The sequence below is a fragment of the Falsigemmobacter intermedius genome, from assembly GCF_004054105.1.
GTDB classification, from domain to species: domain Bacteria; phylum Pseudomonadota; class Alphaproteobacteria; order Rhodobacterales; family Rhodobacteraceae; genus Wagnerdoeblera; species Wagnerdoeblera intermedia.
Window position 1 is genome coordinate 134523 of record NZ_SBLC01000009.1, and the last position, 17829, is coordinate 152351.

General features: G+C 63.0%; 18 protein-coding genes, 1 tRNA gene and 1 pseudogene. 15 read left to right on the forward strand and 5 right to left on the reverse strand.

Annotation, left to right across the window (positions count from 1 at the left end):
• Positions 1 to 129 precede the first annotated feature (129 nt).
• The 3 genes from EP867_RS08625 to EP867_RS08635 are packed head-to-tail and all read left to right on the forward strand — an operon-like array spanning position 130 to position 2894.
• A complete protein-coding gene (locus EP867_RS08625) occupies positions 130 to 1803 on the forward strand; it encodes a vWA domain-containing protein (protein WP_164888808.1) in 1674 nt (557 codons plus the stop codon).
• A complete protein-coding gene (locus EP867_RS08630) occupies positions 1800 to 2333 on the forward strand; it encodes a TadE/TadG family type IV pilus assembly protein (RefSeq protein WP_128488186.1) in 534 nt (177 codons plus the stop codon). The genes EP867_RS08625 and EP867_RS08630 overlap by 4 nt, the downstream gene beginning before the upstream one ends.
• A 3-nt stretch (positions 2334 to 2336) precedes the next feature.
• The gene (locus EP867_RS08635) at positions 2337 to 2894 is read left to right on the forward strand and encodes a TadE/TadG family type IV pilus assembly protein (RefSeq protein WP_128488188.1); all 558 of its coding nucleotides are present in this window, start codon (positions 2337 to 2339) and stop codon (positions 2892 to 2894) included.
• Positions 2895 to 2908: 14 nt separating this feature from the next.
• Here EP867_RS08635 and EP867_RS08640 read toward each other — a convergent pair whose 3' ends face one another.
• The gene (locus EP867_RS08640) at positions 2909 to 3397 is read right to left on the reverse strand and encodes a hypothetical protein (RefSeq protein WP_128488190.1); all 489 of its coding nucleotides are present in this window, start codon (positions 3395 to 3397) and stop codon (positions 2909 to 2911) included.
• 270 nt (positions 3398 to 3667) lie between these two features.
• On the opposite strand from EP867_RS08640, the gene fsa reads away from it, so the two are divergent.
• The 4 genes from fsa to EP867_RS08660 are packed head-to-tail and all read left to right on the forward strand — an operon-like array spanning position 3668 to position 6770.
• Positions 3668 to 4321, forward strand: a complete 654-nt coding sequence (gene fsa, locus EP867_RS08645) for a fructose-6-phosphate aldolase (protein ID WP_128488192.1) — start codon at positions 3668 to 3670, stop codon at positions 4319 to 4321.
• A 57-nt stretch (positions 4322 to 4378) separates the two neighbouring features.
• Complete coding sequence (locus EP867_RS08650; protein ID WP_128488194.1) at positions 4379 to 5095, forward strand: DUF484 family protein; 717 nt, start codon at positions 4379 to 4381, stop codon at positions 5093 to 5095.
• Positions 5092 to 6024 (forward strand): tyrosine recombinase XerC, encoded by a 933-nt coding sequence (locus EP867_RS08655; protein WP_128488196.1) that lies wholly within the window; start codon positions 5092 to 5094, stop codon positions 6022 to 6024. The genes EP867_RS08650 and EP867_RS08655 overlap by 4 nt, the downstream gene beginning before the upstream one ends.
• A 32-nt stretch (positions 6025 to 6056) precedes the next feature.
• Positions 6057 to 6770, forward strand: a complete 714-nt coding sequence (locus EP867_RS08660) for a CDP-alcohol phosphatidyltransferase family protein (RefSeq protein ID WP_128488200.1) — start codon at positions 6057 to 6059, stop codon at positions 6768 to 6770.
• Positions 6771 to 6773: 3 nt separating this feature from the next.
• Here the strand turns inward: EP867_RS08660 and EP867_RS08665 are convergent, their stop codons facing one another.
• A complete protein-coding gene (locus EP867_RS08665) occupies positions 6774 to 7064 on the reverse strand; it encodes a DUF6477 family protein (protein ID WP_128488202.1) in 291 nt (96 codons plus the stop codon).
• A 540-nt stretch (positions 7065 to 7604) separates the two neighbouring features.
• Between EP867_RS08665 and EP867_RS08670 the strand changes: the two genes are divergently transcribed.
• Entirely contained in the window at positions 7605 to 8402 is a 798-nt protein-coding gene (locus EP867_RS08670; protein WP_128488204.1) for a DUF6456 domain-containing protein, read from the forward strand.
• 69 nt (positions 8403 to 8471) lie between these two features.
• Here the strand turns inward: EP867_RS08670 and EP867_RS08675 are convergent, their stop codons facing one another.
• Positions 8472 to 8747 (reverse strand): hypothetical protein, encoded by a 276-nt coding sequence (locus EP867_RS08675; RefSeq protein WP_128488206.1) that lies wholly within the window; start codon positions 8745 to 8747, stop codon positions 8472 to 8474.
• A gap of 97 nt (positions 8748 to 8844) precedes the next feature.
• Between EP867_RS08675 and EP867_RS08680 the strand changes: the two genes are divergently transcribed.
• The 5 genes and pseudogenes from EP867_RS08680 (at position 8845) to typA (ending at position 14542) form a co-directional block, all read left to right on the forward strand.
• The gene (locus EP867_RS08680; protein WP_128488208.1) at positions 8845 to 9447 is read left to right on the forward strand and encodes a TetR/AcrR family transcriptional regulator; all 603 of its coding nucleotides are present in this window, start codon (positions 8845 to 8847) and stop codon (positions 9445 to 9447) included.
• A 117-nt stretch (positions 9448 to 9564) separates the two neighbouring features.
• Positions 9565 to 10779 (forward strand): NADP-dependent isocitrate dehydrogenase, encoded by a 1215-nt coding sequence (locus EP867_RS08685; RefSeq protein ID WP_128488210.1) that lies wholly within the window; start codon positions 9565 to 9567, stop codon positions 10777 to 10779.
• A 170-nt stretch (positions 10780 to 10949) separates the two neighbouring features.
• Positions 10950 to 11981 (forward strand): annotated as a pseudogene (locus EP867_RS20520) (Hint domain-containing protein).
• 46 nt (positions 11982 to 12027) lie between these two features.
• Positions 12028 to 12642 (forward strand): YitT family protein, encoded by a 615-nt coding sequence (locus tag EP867_RS08700; protein WP_128488216.1) that lies wholly within the window; start codon positions 12028 to 12030, stop codon positions 12640 to 12642.
• Between the two features lie 79 nt (positions 12643 to 12721).
• Positions 12722 to 14542: a translational GTPase TypA gene (gene typA, locus EP867_RS08705; protein WP_128488218.1), complete on the forward strand. Its 1821-nt coding sequence runs from the start codon at positions 12722 to 12724 to the stop codon at positions 14540 to 14542.
• Positions 14543 to 14591: 49 nt separating this feature from the next.
• On the opposite strand, the gene rnk is transcribed toward typA, so the two are convergent.
• Both rnk and EP867_RS08715 read right to left on the reverse strand, forming a co-directional pair.
• Entirely contained in the window at positions 14592 to 14981 is a 390-nt protein-coding gene (rnk, locus tag EP867_RS08710) for a nucleoside diphosphate kinase regulator (protein ID WP_128488219.1), read from the reverse strand.
• Positions 14982 to 15306: 325 nt separating this feature from the next.
• On the reverse strand, positions 15307 to 15567 hold the full coding sequence (locus tag EP867_RS08715) for a GlsB/YeaQ/YmgE family stress response membrane protein (protein WP_128488221.1): 261 nt from the start codon (positions 15565 to 15567) through the stop codon (positions 15307 to 15309).
• Positions 15568 to 15911: 344 nt separating this feature from the next.
• Here EP867_RS08715 and EP867_RS08720 point away from each other — a divergent pair, with 344 nt between their 5' ends.
• A complete protein-coding gene (locus EP867_RS08720) occupies positions 15912 to 17459 on the forward strand; it encodes a phospholipase D-like domain-containing protein (protein ID WP_128488223.1) in 1548 nt (515 codons plus the stop codon).
• Positions 17460 to 17529: 70 nt separating this feature from the next.
• Positions 17530 to 17619, forward strand: a tRNA-Ser gene (locus tag EP867_RS08725).
• Positions 17620 to 17829 lie beyond the last annotated feature (210 nt).

A 17829-nucleotide genomic window follows, 5' to 3' on the forward strand; every position in this document is an offset into this window, starting at 1 on the left:
TCAATCTCCCTGGAAATGCCAGAATTGACGAAAAAGCCGTCAAACTTATGCCACAGCCTGGCGCGACAACCGCCGCAGTCGGTGCCAGGTCTTTGCGGCGACGGCAGCTGTTGCGAGGAAAGAAGATCGATGCGTGGTTCACACTCTCCCCTGGCGAAGCGGATCCCGGCGCGTCTGCGTCTGACGCGGGCCCTGCTGCGCTTTCATCGCGATGAGAGCGGGGCAATGATCTATCTGGCCCTGGTGGTGGTGCTGATCATGCTCTTCATCGGCGGAACGGCGGTGGACCTGATGCGCTATGAGGCGCAGCGCACGCGCATCATGTCGGCGGCAGATTCGGCGGCGCTGGCTGCGGCTTCGATGCGGCAGGTGGCAACGCCGGAGGAGGTGGTGCAGAACTGGTTTGAGGCGAAGAACCTCAGCCATGCGCTGGTCGGCGTGCAACAGGACATCGGATTGAACTACCGCGATGTTCAGGTTCAGACCCGGGCCGTTTCGCGCAATTTCTTCATGCATCTTCTGGGGATCGATGAGCTGCGCTCGACCCATGCAGGCCGCGCGGAAGAGCGGCGCACCAATGTGGAGATCGTGCTGGTCCTCGACCTCTCGGGCTCGATGGACTCGAACCTCAAGCTCACGCGGCTGAAGGCGGCTGCGGTGGAATTTGTCGAGAATATGCTCGGAGAGGATCAGGGTGATAAGGTCTCGATTTCGGTCGTGCCCTATAATGGCCAGGTCTATATCGGCCCGACGCTGATGGCGCAGTATCACATCACCGATCGTCATGACCGCTCGTATTGTGTGGACCTGCCGCCGACCTCTTATTCGCGGCTGGCTTTTTCGCCCACGACGCCCATGCCACAGCATGCCGCGGCGGATACCTACAACAGTTCTGACACCGGCAGCGGCTGGAGCCGGAACAATATGGCCCCGGGCACCTCAAACATCTGGTGCCCCAATATTCCGGCCAATACGGTTCGGGTGCTGAGCAATAACATCGTGCAGCTGCGCCAGCAGATCAATGCGCTGCAGGCGGTGGGGGCGACCTCGATTGACGCGGGGCTGCGCTGGGGGGCGGCGCTGCTTGACCCCTCAACCCGGCCCGTGGTCAGCAATCTGATCCGCCAGGGCCAGATTTCGGAGGCCTTTGAGGGACGCCCCTCGGCCTATAACGACCGGGAAACGCTGAAGGTTCTGGTGCTGATGACCGATGGTGAGCATTGGCCGAATGAACATGTTCAGGATGGCTACCGTTCGGGTCCCTCGCCGATCTATCGCCACAGCGACGGCAATTATTCGATCTTTCACGACCGCCGGGGCGAGACGCGCAATTACTATGTGCCGCACAAAAGCGCCTGGTACCCGCACCGCTGGGCCGGCGAGACCTGCGGGCGCACCAGCTGCACCGCGACTGTGCCGAGCGGTTCGGGCACGCCGCTGGACTGGCAGGAGGTCTGGCAGGATCTGCGGGTGCAATGGGTGGCCAACCAGCTTTACCGCCGCCCGCTGGGCATCACGCTCGATGCGGCGATCTCGCGGCTGCGCAATCGCGAAGGTACGGTGAACAGCTCGGGGCCGCATGGCGTGGCGCTGATGGATGGCCGCCTGAACACGCTGTGCAGCCTGTTGAAAGCGCAGAACGTCGCGGTCTTCGGCATCGCCTTTGAAGCTCCGGCAGGGGGGGCGAATGTGATCCGCAACTGCGTCTCGCCGGGTCGTTTCTATGACGTGCAGGGCCTCGATCTGCGGGAAGCCTTCCGCTCAATCCGCGCGCAGACCCAGACGCTGAGGCTGACGCAATGACGGCTCTCTCAGCACTGCGGCGCTGGCTTCGCCGCGACGAGGGCAATGTCACGATGGATTTCGTGATCTGCCTGCCGGTGATTTTGATGATCCTTCTCGCCTCTTTTGAGGCGGGTCTGGCGACCATCCGCAAAGTCTGGCTGGAGCGCGCACTCGATCTGACCGTGCGTGAGTTGCGGGTCGGGGCGCTGGGCTCCAACCCCGGCCATGACCTGGTGCGCGAGCGGCTTTGCAGCCAGATTTTTGTCATGCCCGATTGTCTGACCGATCTGCGCCTTGAGATGAATGTGATCGACCGCACCACCTGGGCCGGGCTTGATCCCGCGCCGACCTGCGTCGACCGCACAACTGAAATCCAGCCCTATCTGGATTTCGTGCAGGGCGGCTCGAATGAGCTGGTGGCCGTGCGGGCCTGCGCGGTTTTCAACCCGACCTTCCCGACCACACCGCTGGGTCTGCAGCTTCGGCTTGACGCCTCCGGCGGATATCAGCTGGCCGCAATGACCGTCTTTGTGAACGAGCCGAGGTAAGCCATGGATTTTTTTGCGCCCCTGCGCCGCGCTCTGGCCCGCTTCACCCGGGATGAGCGTGGTGTGATCACCACCGAGATGATCATCGTCACCCCGCTGCTGGTCTGGCTGTTTCTCGCGCTTTTTGTCTATTGGGACGGCTACCGCGCCAAAAATACGGCTGTGAAAGCGACAGTCGCTGTGGCCGATATGATCTCGCGTGAAAGCGCGCCGATCAATTCCTCTTACATCACCGGGATGCACCGGGTTTACCGCTACGCGACGGCGGCGCAGCGGCCCAGCTGGCTGCGCGTGACGCTGATCCAGTATTCAGAGGCCGGATCGGCCTTTCGGGTGATCTGGTCGCGCACGACCGACAGCAGCCGTGCGCAGGCGCATACAAATGCCTCGATCGCAGAGATGCGCCGCAATCTGCCCAATATCACTGATGCCGATACGCTGATGGTGGTGGAGACCTGGCAGGAGTGGTCCCCTGCGTTCTGGGTCGGGCTGAGCGAGCAGGTCTTTTATGAACTCGCCACTGAGAAAATGCGCGCCCAGGCGCTTTTGCCCATCACCTGAACTCAGCCACTGGCTCAGCTTCTGTGCAGGCGCAGAAGCTCCGAAAGGGCTGAGGCCATGGCCTTGCCACCGCCTTTGGGGGTGATCCCGCCGATGGCCAGCCGGTTGCCGCGGATCCACCACATGCCGGTCCGGCGCGCTGCCGGCTGGCTGTCGCGCAGCCGGATCAGAAAACCGCTGGCGGGTTTGAGAAGGCTCAGCCCCGTTTCAACGCGGTCAATCTCGTCTAGCGCGGCAAGACGGCGTCCGCTGCCCGTGCAGTGAAGCCCATCCTCGCGCAGCTCAATCGCGCCCCGGGCCGCCCTGCGCAGCTGCACTGCCTGAACGGCCGAAAAGATCCCCAATGCCGCGACCCCGGCGCGGGTCAGAAGGCCCGCATCGGGCAGGGCCACGGCGGCTGCGGCAAAGCCCAGGGCCGTGAGCATGAGAAACCCCGGTCCGATGGCGCGGCGCACCGGGCCGGGCTCGAGCCGGAAAATCAGATTGTCCGGGCTTTGGGTCATATCTTTGCTCCCGTCCTGCTGTCTCTTTGTGCAGTTGTTACGCCCAACCGCAGGGTCCGGCACAGTGGTGGCAGATCAGCGCGCGGATTTCCAGGGCAGAGACGCAGGCCCGGCTCTTCGGCACGCAGGGTCATGCAGGGAAGGCCGGGGCGGCAGCGCTTCGAAAGGACACAGGACCCCGCCCGCCTCATCACATGCCCGAGGGTTTCCGCCGTGCGGCCTGCGTGGTATGGGGGCGCAGCAAACGCCGCTGCCAGTTGAGGACAGGCCATGAAATTTTTCGTCGATACCGCTGATATCGCCGCCATCACCGAGCTGAACGATCTGGGCATGGTCGATGGGGTCACCACCAACCCGTCGATTATCGCAAAATCGGGTCGCAGCATCATCGAAGTGACCCGCGAGATCTGCTCGATCGTCAAAGGTCCGGTTTCGGCAGAGGTTGTCTCGCTGAAAGCCGATGAGATGATCGCTGAAGGCCGCAAACTGGCCGAGATCGCTGAAAACATCACGGTCAAAGTGCCGCTGACCTGGGATGGTCTGAAAACCTGTAAAGTCCTGTCGCAGGACGGCTTTATGGTCAACGTCACGCTCTGCTTCTCGGCCAACCAGGCTCTGCTGGCTGCCAAAGCAGGTGCGACCTTCATCTCGCCCTTCATCGGCCGTCTCGATGACATCAACCTCGATGGCATGGAGCTGATCGCAGACATCCGCTCGATCTACGACAACTACGACTTCAAAACCCAGATTCTCGCCGCCTCGATCCGCAGCGCGAACCACATGAAAGAAGCCGCGCTGATCGGCGCAGACGTGGCCACCGCACCGCCCGCGGTGATCAAGGCCATGGCCAACCACATCCTGACCGACAAAGGCCTCGAAGCCTTCATGAAGGACGTGGCGGCGACCGGTCAGAAAATCCTCTGACACAGTGACAGGATCGGTATAGGCTGGCCCGCGTCAGCCTGTACCGGAGCCCTGAAGATGTCGGAACAAAAGCCCCTGTCAGGCGGGTCACGCCTGACAGATGATCTGCGCGACGAGCTGCTGTCGCGGCCTGAGCTGGTTCTGGCCGATAAAGACGTGATGCGCGCGCTGGTCGGCGCTCATGAGCGCAGTCTTGGCGGCAATGTCATCGATCTGCGCGGCACGGCGATGAAGCGTCTTGAGGGGCGGCTTGATCAGCTTGAGGCCACTCACCGCTCGGTCATCGCCGCCGCTTATGAAAATCTTGCCGGGACCAATCTGATCCACCGCGCCGTGCTTGAGGTGCTGGAGCCGACCGACTTCGGTGAATTTCTGCGCCGTCTGGAAACCCGGGTTGCCGAGACGCTGCGCCTTGATTCGCTGCGCCTGGTGCTGGAGGCCCGCGGGCGTGATCCGGTGGTTGAGCGCCATTCGGGCCTTATCCATGTGGTCGAGCCGGGCTTTATCGGGGAATACCTCAATGAGCTGACCGAATATCGCGCGCCTGTCACCCTGCGGGGCGTGATTGACGGGGCGGGTGAGGTGCATGGCCGCGAAGAGGGCCATATCCGGTCTGAGGCGGTTCTGGCGCTTGATCTGGGCGCGGGGCGTCTGCCGGGCATGCTGGTCATGGGCTCGGCTGAGGAGGAGCAGTTCGCACCGCGCCAGGGCACTGATCTTCTGCGGTTCTTCGGAGCCGTCTTTTCCCTGACTTTAAGGCGCTGGCTGGCATGACAAACGATATTCTGTTGCCTGAGGCTTTGCGGGCAGCGCTCAGTGACTGGCTGGCGCATCTGCGTGCGCTTGATGGCGCGAGCGAGGCGACGATTGCCGCCTATACCGTTGATCTGCGGCGCTGGCTGGTGTTTCTGACACGCTATCGGGGGGGCGAAGATCTCTCGCCCAAAGCGGTGGCCGCGGCTGAGCGCAGTGAGCTGCGCGCCTTTATGGCCGATGAGCAGGGGGGCGGGCTTGGCGCGCGCTCCATGGCGCGGCGGCTTTCGGCTGTCAAAAGCTTCACCCGCTGGCTCTCAGACCGGGTCGGCGGCGATGCCACGGCGCTTTTGTCGGCGAGAGGGCCGAAATATCGCCGCAAGCTGCCCCGACCGCTCAGCATTGATGCGGCGGCTGCGGTGCTTGAGACCATCGGCGATCAGGCCCGAGAGGATTGGATCGCCGCGCGCGATACGGCTGTGGCCACGCTGCTTTACGGCTGCGGTCTGCGGATTTCCGAGGCGCTCTCGCTGACCGGACGCGACAGCCCCTTGCCGGAGGTGCTGCGCATCACCGGGAAGGGCGGCAAAGAGCGCATCGTGCCTGTGCTGCCCGCCGCGCGCAAAGCGGTGGCGGAATATGTGGCTCAGGTCCCCTATGACATCCCCCGCGAGGGGCCGCTGTTTCTGGGCGCGCGGGGCGGGGCACTCAATTCCCGGATGATCGCCCGCGCGATGGAGCGGGTGCGCGCAGCCCTTGGTCTTCCGGCCACGGCGACGCCGCATGCGCTGCGCCACAGCTTTGCGACCCACCTTCTCAGTGCGGGCGGTGACCTGCGGGCCATTCAGGAATTGCTGGGCCATGCCTCGCTTTCAACGACCCAGGCCTATACAGCCGTAGACGCCGCGCGGCTGATGGACGTATATGCCCAAGCCCACCCTCGTGCGTGAGCCCGTCTCTCCGAAGAAGTGAACCCGATACGATGATGACCGGATTTAAAGCCTATTCCGTCCACCTGCTGACCGCCACCGGGGCGGTTCTTGCCATGCTCGCCATGCTGGCGGCTGTGGACGGCAAATGGGATCTGATGTTTCTCTGGCTCGTGGTGGCCTTTGTGGTCGATGGCGTCGACGGCCCTCTGGCGCGTCGTTACGGGGTGCGCACCAATGCCCCAATCATCGACGGGGTGCTGCTGGATCTGATCATTGATTATCTGACCTATGTTTTCATCCCGGCCTATGCGCTTTTTGCGAGCGGGCTGCTGCCGGGCTGGACGGGCTGGGTGGTCATCATCGTGATCACCTTCACCTCGGCGCTGTATTTTGCCGATACGCGTATGAAAACGAAGGATAATTCCTTCTCGGGCTTTCCGGCCTGCTGGAACCAGGTGGTCATTGTGATCTTTGCGCTGAAACCCGATTTCTGGGTCAGCCTGATCCTGGTTGTGGCCCTGGCCATTGCGATGTTCTTCCCGCTGAAATTCATCCATCCGGTGCGGACCGAGCGCTGGCGCTGGCTCTCGCTGCCTATGGCGCTGGCCTGGACTTTCTTTGCGGGATGGGCTGCCTGGGTCGATTTCCACCCCGAAAGCTGGGCGCATTGGGGGCTGATCATCACCTCGATCTATCTGATGGGCGCGGGGATCGCGCAACAGCTGATCCCCGCCACCGGACGGCTGAAACACCGCAGCTCGTAAGGCTCAGGCCCGCAGCGCAGAGGCGAGTCGCGCCTCTGCCAGCAAAGCGATCAGCAGCTCCACATGGGCGGTCACGCTGTAGCTGCAATCGCCCTCCTGGCGGGTCGCTTCAAGTTTTTCTTCCTGCTGCAAAAGCGCGCTCAGGGCCTCCTGCGGTCCGGGCGCGCTTTGTGCTTTCAAAAGCCGCTTGAGATCGCGCTCGCGGCGGTAGTCGCTTACCCCGATGCGGGCCGCGCGCAGGATCAGCGCCGGGCGGCGCAGGCTGCTGAGGCGGCGGGTCAGAGATTCCGTCATGGTTCGTCTCCCTTTCAGACCCTGAGGACTCTGCCGCAGCACAACCGGGCGTTGCGTCCATTGTTTCCTCTGCGAACGCGATCTTTGGGAGAATTTATCTTTTGTAAGGGAATCTGGTGAAGTTGGTAAAAATTAACCAACGGGTAATAACTTTTGGAAACAGTTACCGGACCCTATCCACCAGATCCGAAGGTTCACAGATGCATATCGCGGGAAAGAGTGCAGGTCAGACGCCCCCCACAGCCACGGAAGCCAAAGCGGCGGCCCCGTCCTGGAACACCTATCTCACGCACGCCTGCGACGGCATTTCTTTGCGCGAACTGGCGCGGCGACAGGGGGTGCACCCCTCGACCGTTCTGCGTCAGGTCCGGCGGGTTGAGCGGCTGCGCGACGACCCGCTGGTGGATGCCGCGCTGAACCGGCTGGAAAAGGCGGATCGCAGGGCTCCGGTCTGGGAGAGGGAGATCCCCGCGATGACCGAGATGCCCCGGGCGAAACGCCGTCTGACCGATCCTGCGCCCCTCTCGCCGGAGGCGCTGCGTGCTGCGCCGTCTGGCAGAGCCGGGCGCACAGCTGGCGGTGGCGCCGGAGATGGAAAAGGCGGTGGTGTTGCGCCGTTTTCCCGACGGGCGGCAGCTGCGCACGGCGGTGCTCGAGGCCTCACTGGCGCAGAGTTTTGTGATGAAAGACTGGATCTCCTGTCGCGGCACCGGGCGGGTGGCGCTTTATGAGATGACCGCCGCAGGACGCGCGGCCCTGCGCCGTTTGCTGGCCCGCGAGGAGGAGGCCACCGCCACCGAGGGGCTGGCAGAGGCCATGACGCCCTTCGGGCTCCAGCAGCGCGACTGGGGCGAGCGGGTGATCGCCGAGGACGGAGCCCCCCGCCGCCTGCGTGTCAGCCTGTCGGAAAGCCCGGTCGCTTTGCTGGGACGGCGGCGTGACAAAGACGGCCAGCCCTTTTTGTCGCATGAGCAGGTCGCGGCGGCCGAGCGGCTGCGCGAGGATTTTGAACTGGCGCAGATGGGGCCGCGTGTGGCGCAGAACTGGGACCGCTTTCTGACCGGCGGCGTCAGGGGCGAGTTCACGGGCGGGTCGGGGAGCGATCCTGCGGGCAGCCAGTCTGCGCGCGACCGCGTTGCAGCGGCTTTGCGTGAGTTGGGGCCGGGGCTTGGCGATATGGTTCTGCGCTGCTGCTGCTATCTCGAAGGGGTCGAGACGGCGGAGAAGCGTCTCGGCTGGGCGGCCCGCTCCGGCAAGGTGGTGCTTCGGATCGCGCTTGACCGGCTGCGGCGGCATTATGAGCTGGTCAACGGCGGCAAAAGCCGGCTGATCGGCTGAGCGGGCGGGCTTTACCGTCCTTTGCTTGAAATCACAGGCGTCGGGAGGCCCGCGTTGCGGGCCTTTCACTCACTCAGCGCTGCGGCGGCGCAAAGCCTCGGCACGGGCTTTCAGACCGGCGCTGCGGGCCGTCAGCTCCGCTTCCGTGGCATTGCGCAGGCTCTCGCCGTCGCGCGGCATCTGATCCGGCGCGGGCAGGGCGCGGTCCAGCTCTGCGGTATCGAGAAGGCGTGGCCAGGGCGTCTGAGCGGAGATTTTCGTCTGCCGCGCCGCCGCCTCGGGCAGGCTGTTGCAGGCCCCGAGCAGGAGCGGAGCGAGCGTAAGGAGCAGAGCAGCACGCAGCATCGGGGTTCGCCTTCTTCAGTCCGCTTTGTTCTATCGCAGCGCTGCGGGCGGCAGCAAGGCCGCTTGAACTGAACGCCCGTTCAGATAATAAGGTTGCATGGCACGAAAGAGCGGCTCACACGCAGAGATCACAGGGCCGAAGGTCCTGAAAGCCGCCGAGCGGCTTTTTGCCCGTCATGGCTTTGCCGCCGTGACCATGCGCCAGATTGCGGCAGAGGTCGGGGTGCAGGCCGGTGCGCTTTATCTCTATACCCGCGACAAGCAAAGCCTGCTGGCGGATCTGATGCTTGCCCATCTGCGCGAACTGCTGGCGGCGCTGCCGGCGCCGGACCCGGATCCGCGAGCGGCACTTGAGGGCTTTGTGCGGTTTCACATCCTTCACCATCTCAGCCGCCGGGACGCAGTTTTCGTGGCTTATATGGAGCTTCGCAGCCTCAACCCCGAAAACTTCGCTGCCGTAGAAGAACTGCGCCGGGCCTATGAAGATCACCTCGAGACCATCGTGCAGCGCGGGATGGCCGCAGGGGTCTTTCGCCCCCGCGACAGCCGCCTTGCGACGCTTGCGCTGATTGCCATGCTGACCGGGGTGACGACCTGGTATCGTGAGGGCGGGCGGCTGTTGCCTGAGGCGGTGGCGGAGCAGTATATCGCCCTGGCCTGCGACACCCTTGGCGCCGGGGCAGGGCAGTCGCGCAGTTAAGCGCAAGTTAAGGCCATAGGGTGTAATTTTCGGTATGCAATGGCATACAACACTTCCCAAAGCCCGCGCCCCAGGCTATGAGGCGATCAGGCGAATCCAACCTCGAAAGGGCATGGCATGACCAAGATCAAGGTAGCAAACCCCGTCGTCGAGCTCGACGGCGATGAAATGACCCGGATCATCTGGGATTTCATCAAAAAGAAACTGATCCTGCCCTATCTGGATATCGATCTGAAATATTACGATCTGGGCATCGAAGAGCGTGACCGCACCAACGACCAGATCACCATTGACGCAGCCGAAGCGATCAAAAAATACGGTGTTGGCGTCAAATGCGCGACCATCACCCCCGATGAAGCCCGCGTCGAAGAATTCGGCCTCAAGCAGATGTGGAAGTCGCCCAACGGCACCATCCGCAACATCCTTGGCGGCGTGATCTTCCGCGAGCCGATCATCTGCTCGAACGTGCCGCGCCTGGTTCCCGGCTGGACCCAGCCGATCGTCATCGGCCGTCACGCTTTTGGTGACCAATACCGCGCGACCGACTTCAAATTCCCGGGCAAGGGCAAGCTCTCGATCAAATTCGTCGGTGAAGACGGCGAAGTGATTGAAAAAGAAGTCTTCCAGGCTCCGGGTGCAGGCGTCACCATGGCGATGTACAACCTGGACGAGTCGATCCGCGACTTCGCCCGCGCCTCGATGAACTACGGTCTGGTCAAAGGCTGGCCGGTATACCTGTCGACCAAGAACACCATCCTGAAAGCCTATGACGGCCGCTTCAAGGATCTGTTCCAGGAAGTTTTCGACGCTGAATTCGCTGAGAAATTCAAAGCCGCCGGCATCACCTATGAGCACCGCCTGATCGACGATATGGTCGCTTCGGCGATGAAATGGTCGGGCGGCTATGTCTGGGCCTGCAAAAACTACGATGGCGACGTGCAGTCGGACACCGTGGCGCAGGGCTTCGGTAGCTTGGGTCTGATGACCTCGGTGCTGATGACGCCCGATGGGCAGGTGGTTGAGGCCGAAGCCGCCCACGGCACCGTGACCCGTCACTACCGTGAGCATCAGAAGGGCAAAGAGACCTCGACGAACTCGATCGCCTCGATCTTCGCCTGGACCGGTGGTCTGAAGCACCGTGCGAAACTCGACGGCAACGCCGAACTCGCCCGTTTCGCAGAGACCCTGGAAAAGGTCACCGTGCAGACCGTCGAAGACGGCTTCATGACCAAAGACCTCGCCCTGCTGGTCGGCCCGGAGCAGAAGTGGCTCTCGACCATGGGTTACCTGGAAAAAGTGGACGAATATCTGAACAAAGCCCTGAACGGCTGAGATCAGACCATTTGACAGCTGCGGGCCCCTTCGGGGGCCCGTTTGCGTTTTCTTCATCACCCGCCGTCAGACTGTCGCAAACAGGGATGGGCGATGGGGGCGCAATGACTGATATCACCGTAACAGCCTGGGAGGTTGATCCGGCATTCAGTGTGGTCAGAGACACCGGGATGGCGCAGCCTGACAAATGGACGTTTGACACCCTCGGTGAGACGCATTTCTACGAGGGTAAACCCGTCAGCCTTGAGCCCTACCTGCGCGAAGTGGTGCTGAGCGATTCCAATAACGATGGGTTTATCAGCAATGAGCCGGGGGATCTGCTGACCATCGGGGGACAGTCCTACAGGATTTATGAGATTTTTCGCGGCGATACGGTGACCGTCGATGGCGTGGAATATAGCGTTGTCACGCTCTACGGCACCGATGTTCTGGAGAAAGACGGGGGCATTGCCATCAGCTTTCCCCTGGATGAACAGGGGGCGATCCTGCCGGCCTGGTCCGGCATGATCAGCCGTGCCGGCTGGAATCTGGACAGCGCGCCCTATCCCATCCCGGTCGAAGATCTGCCCTGTTTTGTTGCAGGAAGCGCTATAATGACCCCCGCGGGTCCCGTGCCGGTGGAGCGGCTTTGCCCGGGCGATCTGGTGCAGACGGCAGATCGCGGCGCACAGCCGGTGATCTGGGTCGCGCGCAGTGAGCTGCCCTGTGACTGGTCCGGGCTGCCGGCGCGGTCTTAGCCGCTTCGGGTTCCGGCCGGCGTTCTGGGCGCGCAGGCGGATCTCTGGCTTTCGCCCTGTCACCGCGTTCTGGTGTCGGACCGCCGGGGGCAGCAGGTTCTGGTCGCGCTGCGCCATCTGAGTGGCCGTCAGGGCATTGCGCCGGTGCCCCCGCCCGCGGGGCGGCCCCGCGCCTATGTGCATCTGGCCCTGCCGCAGCATGGCATCCTTTTCGCCGAGGGGCTGGCCTGTGAAAGCTTCTACCCGGGCGTGCGGGCGCTGGCCATTCTGCGCCCGCGCCAGCGCAGCGAACTGCTGGCGGCGCTCCCGATGATCCTGAAAAACCGCCGCCCCGTCCCGGCCCGTCCGCTGATTGACCGTCGCAGAGAGGCGCAGCTGCATCTGCCCCCGGAGCCTGAATTTGCCGAAGTTTCAGGCAGTGCGACTCTGCGCCCGTCGGATTTTCGGTCAGCTTTATTGACATAAATGCTGCGTCGCGGCATGTGGGGGTGTTCCTCCTGTTGAGACCGCCATGGCTGATCTGTCGCAAAACCTGCCGCGTTATACCCGTCTTGAGGACCTTCAGGGTCTGCTCATCGCCTCTGTTGAAGGCGCCTTCGGTGTGCTTCTGCTGGGCTCTGCCGGGCTGATCACCGGCGGCACGGCGGGTCTGGCGCTGCTGATCTCGCATGCCACGGGGCTTGGGTTTGGCTGGCTGTTCTTTCTGGTCAATCTGCCGTTTTACTGGTTCGCCTGGAGCAAACGGGGGTGGACCTTCACCTTCAAGACCTTCCTGAGCGTGGCCGGGGTCTCGGCGCTGGTCGAACTGCTGCCGGACTGGGTCAATTTCTCCTATCTGCATCCGGGCATGGCGGCGGTTCTGTTCGGCGTGATCGGTGGTGTGGGGGTTCTTGGCCTCTTCCGCCACGGCTCCAGCCTTGGCGGAGTGGGCATTATTGCCATTATTCTGCAGGACCGTTTCGGCATCCGGGCAGGCTGGACTCAGATGGCCTGGGATCTTTGCCTCTTTGCCGCGGCCGCCTTCCTTCTGCCGGCTTCACTCGTCGGCTGGTCGCTTCTGGGGGCGGTCATCCTTAATATCGTTATCGCAATGAATCATCGCCGCGACTGGTATCTGCCGGGTTAAATCCCCTGCGTCACCGTCCAGGCTAGTCATTTGCGCCCCGTTCCTGTATGTGCGGCGGCGCAGCATCCAGGGAAATTCAATGGACATTCGCAATATCGCGATCATCGCGCACGTTGACCACGGCAAAACCACGCTGGTCGACGAGTTGCTGAAACAGGCCGGCACCTACCGCGAAAACCAGGCGGTTGGTGAGCGCGTCATGGACAGCAACGACATCGAGCGCGAGCGCGGGATCACCATTCTCGCGAAGGCCACTTCGGTCGATTACAAAGGCACCCGTTTCAACATCGTCGACACCCCCGGCCACGCCGACTTTGGTGGCGAAGTTGAACGTATTCTGAGCATGGTCGACGGTGTCGTTCTGCTGGTGGACTCGGCCGAAGGCCCGATGCCGCAGACGAAATTCGTGACCTCGAAGGCGCTGGCACTCGGCCTGCGCCCGATCGTTGTCGTCAACAAAGTCGATAAAGCCGACGGTGAGCCGGACCGCGTTCTCAACGAGGTGTTCGACCTCTTTGCGAACCTGGACGCGACCGACGAACAGCTTGATTTCCCTGTGCTTTATGCATCGGGCCGCGCTGGCTGGGCCGATCCGGTCCTCGACGGTCCGCGCAAAGACCTGACCTCGCTGTTTGATCTGGTGCTGAGCCATGTTCCGGCACCGAAGCAGCAGGCCGCCGCCGCTGAGCCCTTCCGTATGCTGGCGACCACGCTGGCTGCCGACAACTTCCTCGGCCGCCTGCTGGCAGGCCGCGTGGAATCGGGCACCATCCAGGTTGGCGCACAGCTGAAAGCCCTCACCCGTGAAGGCGAGCGCATTGAGCAGTTCCGCGTCACCAAAATCCTGGCCTATCGCGGTCTGACCCTGACCCCGATCGACGAGGCTGTGGCCGGTGACATCGTCACCCTGGCAGGCATGACCAAGGCGACCGTGGCCGATACGCTCTGCGATCTCTCGGTTGATGTGCCGCTTCCGGCCCAGCCGATCGACCCGCCGACCATCTCGGTTACCTTCGGCATCAATGATTCGCCGCTGGCAGGTCGTGACGGCACCAAAGTGCAGTCGCGCATCATCCGCGAGCGTCTGTTCAAAGAAGCCGAATCGAACGTCGCGATCAAAATCGAGGACACCCCCGGTGGTGAGGCGTTTATCGTTTCGGGCCGTGGCGAACTTCAGATGGGCGTTCTGATCGAGAACATGCGTCGCGAAGGCTTCGAGCTGTCGATCTCGCGTCCGCGCGTGATTATGCGCGAAGAGGACGGCGTCCGCATGGAGCCGATCGAAGAAGTCACCATCGACGTGGATGATGAATACTCGGGCGCGGTCATCGAAAAGCTGACCGGCGATCGCAAGGGTGATCTGGTTGAGATGCGCCCCGCAGGTGTGGGTAAAACCCGCATCATCGCGCATGTGCCGTCGCGTGGTCTGATCGGCTATCAGGGCCAGTTCATGACCGACACCCGCGGCTCGGGCGTTCTGAACCGTATCTTCCACGGCTGGGCACCGCATAAGGGCCCGATGCAGGGCCGCCGTCAGGGCGTTCTTGTTTCGATGGATAACGGGATCTCGGTCGCTTATGCGCTGTGGAACCTGGAAGATCGCGGCAAGATGTTCATCGGTGCGCAGGAAGCTGTGTACGAAGGTATGATCATCGGCGAGCACTCGCGTGAGAACGACCTCGAAGTGAACCCGCTGAAGGGTAAAAAGCTGACCAACGTTCGCGCCTCGGGCACGGATGAAGCGGTCCGCCTGACCACCCCGGTGCGTATGTCGCTCGAAGAATCGATCGCTTACATCGATGACGATGAACTGGTCGAAGTGACCCCGAAGGTCATTCGTCTGCGTAAACGCTACCTCGATCCCCATGAGCGTAAGCGTCAGTCGCGCGTCGACAACTGATCTGAAACGTGAACGCCGCCCTTCGGGGCGGCGTTTGCCATTCTGCCGCTCAGCTGACGGACAGAATCTTCAGCTGATGGTCGCGGCCGTCGCGGGCCTGCCAGTTAAAGCTTGCGCCCTTGCGCAGACCCAGCAGGGCGATGCCCACGGGCGTATTGACCGCAGCGCGGCCCGAGGTGATGTCGGCCTCTTCCGGGCGCACGAGGGTCACAGTCTGCTCGCGTCCGGTGGTTTCATCGACATAGGTGACCTGCCGGCCCAGATCGACGACATCGGCGGGCAGGTTGCCAGCGGGTCGGATCTCAGCGCGCGACAGCTCTTCCAGAAAACGTTCTGCAAGATCGGGGAAACGGGTTTCAAGCCCCTCAGCGAGGGATTCGTAGAAGGCAAGTTTGTCAGCGTCGATCAGGATCGGCGGAGGGTGCGGCATCTGAGACATGGGTTTGCTCCGTAGGCGGGGCGGCTGCGAAGGCAGAACCGGCCCCTGGTGATGATTGCATGAAAAGGTTAACGACAGACAAACCGGCAAAGGGCCGGTTTCAGAGCGGAACGCCGCGGCGGAAGGGGGGTAAGCTTTCCTCTGTCATGGCTCTAAGGTGGAGCCTCCGGAGCCCCGGGTCAAGAGGAGGGGAAGGCCCAGTGGCTGCGGAGGCAGCCTCTCAGGCGGGGCCGGGTCCGGCGAGGGGAAGGGCAGCGCTGTGTGGAAAGCAAAACACCCCGGCTCTGCTGAGGGCCGGGGTGTCGTGACGAAGGCTGCGCCGAAATCAGCGGCCCTTTGAGCTCACCGCGCGCGAGCCCCAGATCAGGATGCAGGCGCCGACGACGCCTGCCACCAGATAGCCGATCCAGCCACCGAAGCTGACGCCAAGCAGGCCAAAGAGGAAGCTGGCGATGGCGGCACCGATAATGCCGAGGATGATATTCAGGAAAACGCCGGTGTTGGAGTTCATCACCGCCGAGGCAATCCAGCCGGCAAGACCCCCGATGATGATGGCTGCAATCCAGCCCACTGATGTTTCGTCCATGCGAACCTCCGCTTTAAAGTCAATCTTTCAAACCAAGGGCCACCGTCGCTCAGCAACCCTGGCGTTAACCCGCTGTCCGCGCGGTGGTTCCGGGGCGCGGGCTGCCTCTCGCCAGGGCGTGGCAGGGCCGCAACAGGAGGGCAGCAGGAGAGGGCAGGGGGGGCAGGAACCTCAGCGGGCAAATCGGCGTTTCTCTCTCCAGGCCGGTGCGGATTAGCCGCACCGTGCCCGGGGACGCCACCTGCCGCGCCTGCCGGCCCGGGGGGCTCCTCCGTCCGTCGTTGGCCCCGCCACCCCTGGTCCGGCTTCACCGGTCTGACCAGGCCCAAGTCTTTGAGGCGAAGATGTCGTTTGATCGTCCCCTGCAGCCCGCGTCCTGGCTTACGCCGGGAGAGAGCTGCTGGCAGATCGCAAAGGCGCAGCGGTTTCGGGTGCTGATTGATGCGGCAGATTACTTCGGCGCGGTGCGGGCGGCCATGCTGAAGGCGAAACATTCGATTTTCCTGATCGGCTGGGACTTTGACGCGAGGCTTGAGCTTGGCGGCCCTGAGGGGCAGACCGGACCCGCGACTTTGGGGGATTTCATCCTCTGGCTGGCCGACCGCACTCCGGGGCTGGAGGTGCGGGTTCTGCGGTGGGACACCGGCGCGCTGAGATCGCTCTTTCGCGGGAACACACTGCTGACGGTGCTGCGCTGGAAAGCTCATCCGCAAATCACACTCAGGCTTGATGCGGCGCATCCCTTTGCCGGATCGCATCACCAGAAGATCGTGGTGATAGATGACTCCCTGGCTTTTTGCGGCGGCATCGATATGACGCTGAACCGCTGGGACACGCCGGAGCATCTGGATGACGATCCGCGCCGGGTCAGCCCCGGTGGCCGCCCGCATGATCCCTGGCACGACAGCGCGACGGTTTTTGACGGCCCGGCCGCAAGAGCCATGGGAGAGCTTGCCCGCGAGCGCTGGCAGCGGGCGAGCGGCGATCTTCTCACCCCTGTGCGCCCCGAGACTGAGATCTGGCCTGAGTTTCTGGAGCCGGAGCTGACCGATGTGCAGCTGGCGATTGCCCGCACCATCCCCAAGATGTCGGGCGTCACTCCCGCCCATGAGGTGGAGGCCGTCTCACTGGCCATGATCGCGCGGGCCCGCCGGGTGATCTTCGCGGAATCGCAGTATTTCGCCTCGCGCCGCTTCGCCCATGCCCTCGCTGAGCGCCTGATGGAGGAGGATCCGCCCGAGGTGGTGCTGATTGCGCCCCACAGTTCCGAAGGCTGGCTGGAGCCTATGGCCATGGACACTGCCCGTGCGAGGCTGGTCTCCGCGTTGAACCGGATCGATCATCGCGGCAGGTTCCGGATCTATCATCCGCGCACCGAGGGCGGCAAAGAGATCTATGTGCACTCCAAGCTGATGATCGTGGATGATAACTGCCTGCGGGTCGGCTCCTCCAATATCAACAACCGTTCCATGCGTCTCGACAGCGAATGCGATGTGATTTTATGCGATGATATTTCGCCGGGGCGGGGGATCTCAGAGATGGTTCCCGACCTGCGCGCCCGCCTTCTGGGGGAGCACCTGGGCGTCCCGGCCGGGCGGGTGGCTGCGGAGTATCAGCTGCGCGGCTCGCTCATTGAAACCATCGAGGCCCTTCGCGGCCCGGGCCGCAGTCTTGTGCCCTATGAGGTGCCGGAGCTGTCTGATTTTCAGGGCTGGCTGGCGGATAATGAGATCCTTGATCCCCATGGCCCCGATGAGATGTTCGAGGCGCCCGGGCGGCGCGGCCTGTTTAAAGGCTGGTCCCGCCTGAAAGCGCGGCTGCACCAGCGCCGCACGCGCAAAGCCCACCGCCGTGCCATGCGTGCGAATGCAAAGGAGAAAAATTCCTCCTGAGTGCAAATTCTTCTGAGAACAGGATAATTCCCTCTTGCTCAGGGCGCGTCTCCTCCATATACGGGTCAGCGGAGCGGTGGCCGAGTGGTCGAAGGCACACCCCTGCTAAGGGTGCAGGCGGGAAACCGTCTCGAGGGTTCGAATCCCTTCCGCTCCGCCACTTGCACATTGCAAACCCGAAAACAGGTCCCTCGCGGGGCCTTTTTCTTTATGTGCCAAAGGGGTTTGCAGGAGCCATCCGCCCTTCGGAGACCTCCCGGCCGCGCGAGATCAGTCTCCGAACGCCCAGCGTCTCTTTCCACCGGCGCTGATGTTGTAACCGCCCCCCGACGGCATCTTTGTGCCAAGGTGGGATCGTTATAATCCATTA

What these genes read in the sequence shown, in the direction of transcription:
- fsa (WP_128488192.1), top strand. Translation starts at nt 3,668, where the DNA reads ATGAAATTTTTCGTCGATACCGCTGATATCGCCGCCATCACCGAGCTG.
- EP867_RS08635 (WP_128488188.1), top strand. Translation starts at nt 2,337, where the DNA reads ATGGATTTTTTTGCGCCCCTGCGCCGCGCTCTGGCCCGCTTCACCCGG.
- EP867_RS08700 (WP_128488216.1), top strand. Translation starts at nt 12,028, where the DNA reads ATGGCTGATCTGTCGCAAAACCTGCCGCGTTATACCCGTCTTGAGGAC.
- EP867_RS08715 (WP_128488221.1), bottom strand. Translation starts at nt 15,567, where the DNA reads ATGGACGAAACATCAGTGGGCTGGATTGCAGCCATCATCATCGGGGGT.
- EP867_RS08640 (WP_128488190.1), bottom strand. Translation starts at nt 3,397, where the DNA reads ATGACCCAAAGCCCGGACAATCTGATTTTCCGGCTCGAGCCCGGCCCG.
- EP867_RS08650 (WP_128488194.1), top strand. Translation starts at nt 4,379, where the DNA reads ATGTCGGAACAAAAGCCCCTGTCAGGCGGGTCACGCCTGACAGATGAT.
- EP867_RS08675 (WP_128488206.1), bottom strand. Translation starts at nt 8,747, where the DNA reads ATGCTGCGTGCTGCTCTGCTCCTTACGCTCGCTCCGCTCCTGCTCGGG.
- EP867_RS08660 (WP_128488200.1), top strand. Translation starts at nt 6,057, where the DNA reads ATGATGACCGGATTTAAAGCCTATTCCGTCCACCTGCTGACCGCCACC.
- EP867_RS08720 (WP_128488223.1), top strand. Translation starts at nt 15,912, where the DNA reads ATGTCGTTTGATCGTCCCCTGCAGCCCGCGTCCTGGCTTACGCCGGGA.
- EP867_RS08630 (WP_128488186.1), top strand. Translation starts at nt 1,800, where the DNA reads ATGACGGCTCTCTCAGCACTGCGGCGCTGGCTTCGCCGCGACGAGGGC.
- EP867_RS08685 (WP_128488210.1), top strand. Translation starts at nt 9,565, where the DNA reads ATGACCAAGATCAAGGTAGCAAACCCCGTCGTCGAGCTCGACGGCGAT.
- EP867_RS08665 (WP_128488202.1), bottom strand. Translation starts at nt 7,064, where the DNA reads ATGACGGAATCTCTGACCCGCCGCCTCAGCAGCCTGCGCCGCCCGGCG.
- EP867_RS08680 (WP_128488208.1), top strand. Translation starts at nt 8,845, where the DNA reads ATGGCACGAAAGAGCGGCTCACACGCAGAGATCACAGGGCCGAAGGTC.
- EP867_RS08655 (WP_128488196.1), top strand. Translation starts at nt 5,092, where the DNA reads ATGACAAACGATATTCTGTTGCCTGAGGCTTTGCGGGCAGCGCTCAGT.
- typA (WP_128488218.1), top strand. Translation starts at nt 12,722, where the DNA reads ATGGACATTCGCAATATCGCGATCATCGCGCACGTTGACCACGGCAAA.
- EP867_RS08625 (WP_164888808.1), top strand. Translation starts at nt 130, where the DNA reads ATGCGTGGTTCACACTCTCCCCTGGCGAAGCGGATCCCGGCGCGTCTG.
- rnk (WP_128488219.1), bottom strand. Translation starts at nt 14,981, where the DNA reads ATGTCTCAGATGCCGCACCCTCCGCCGATCCTGATCGACGCTGACAAA.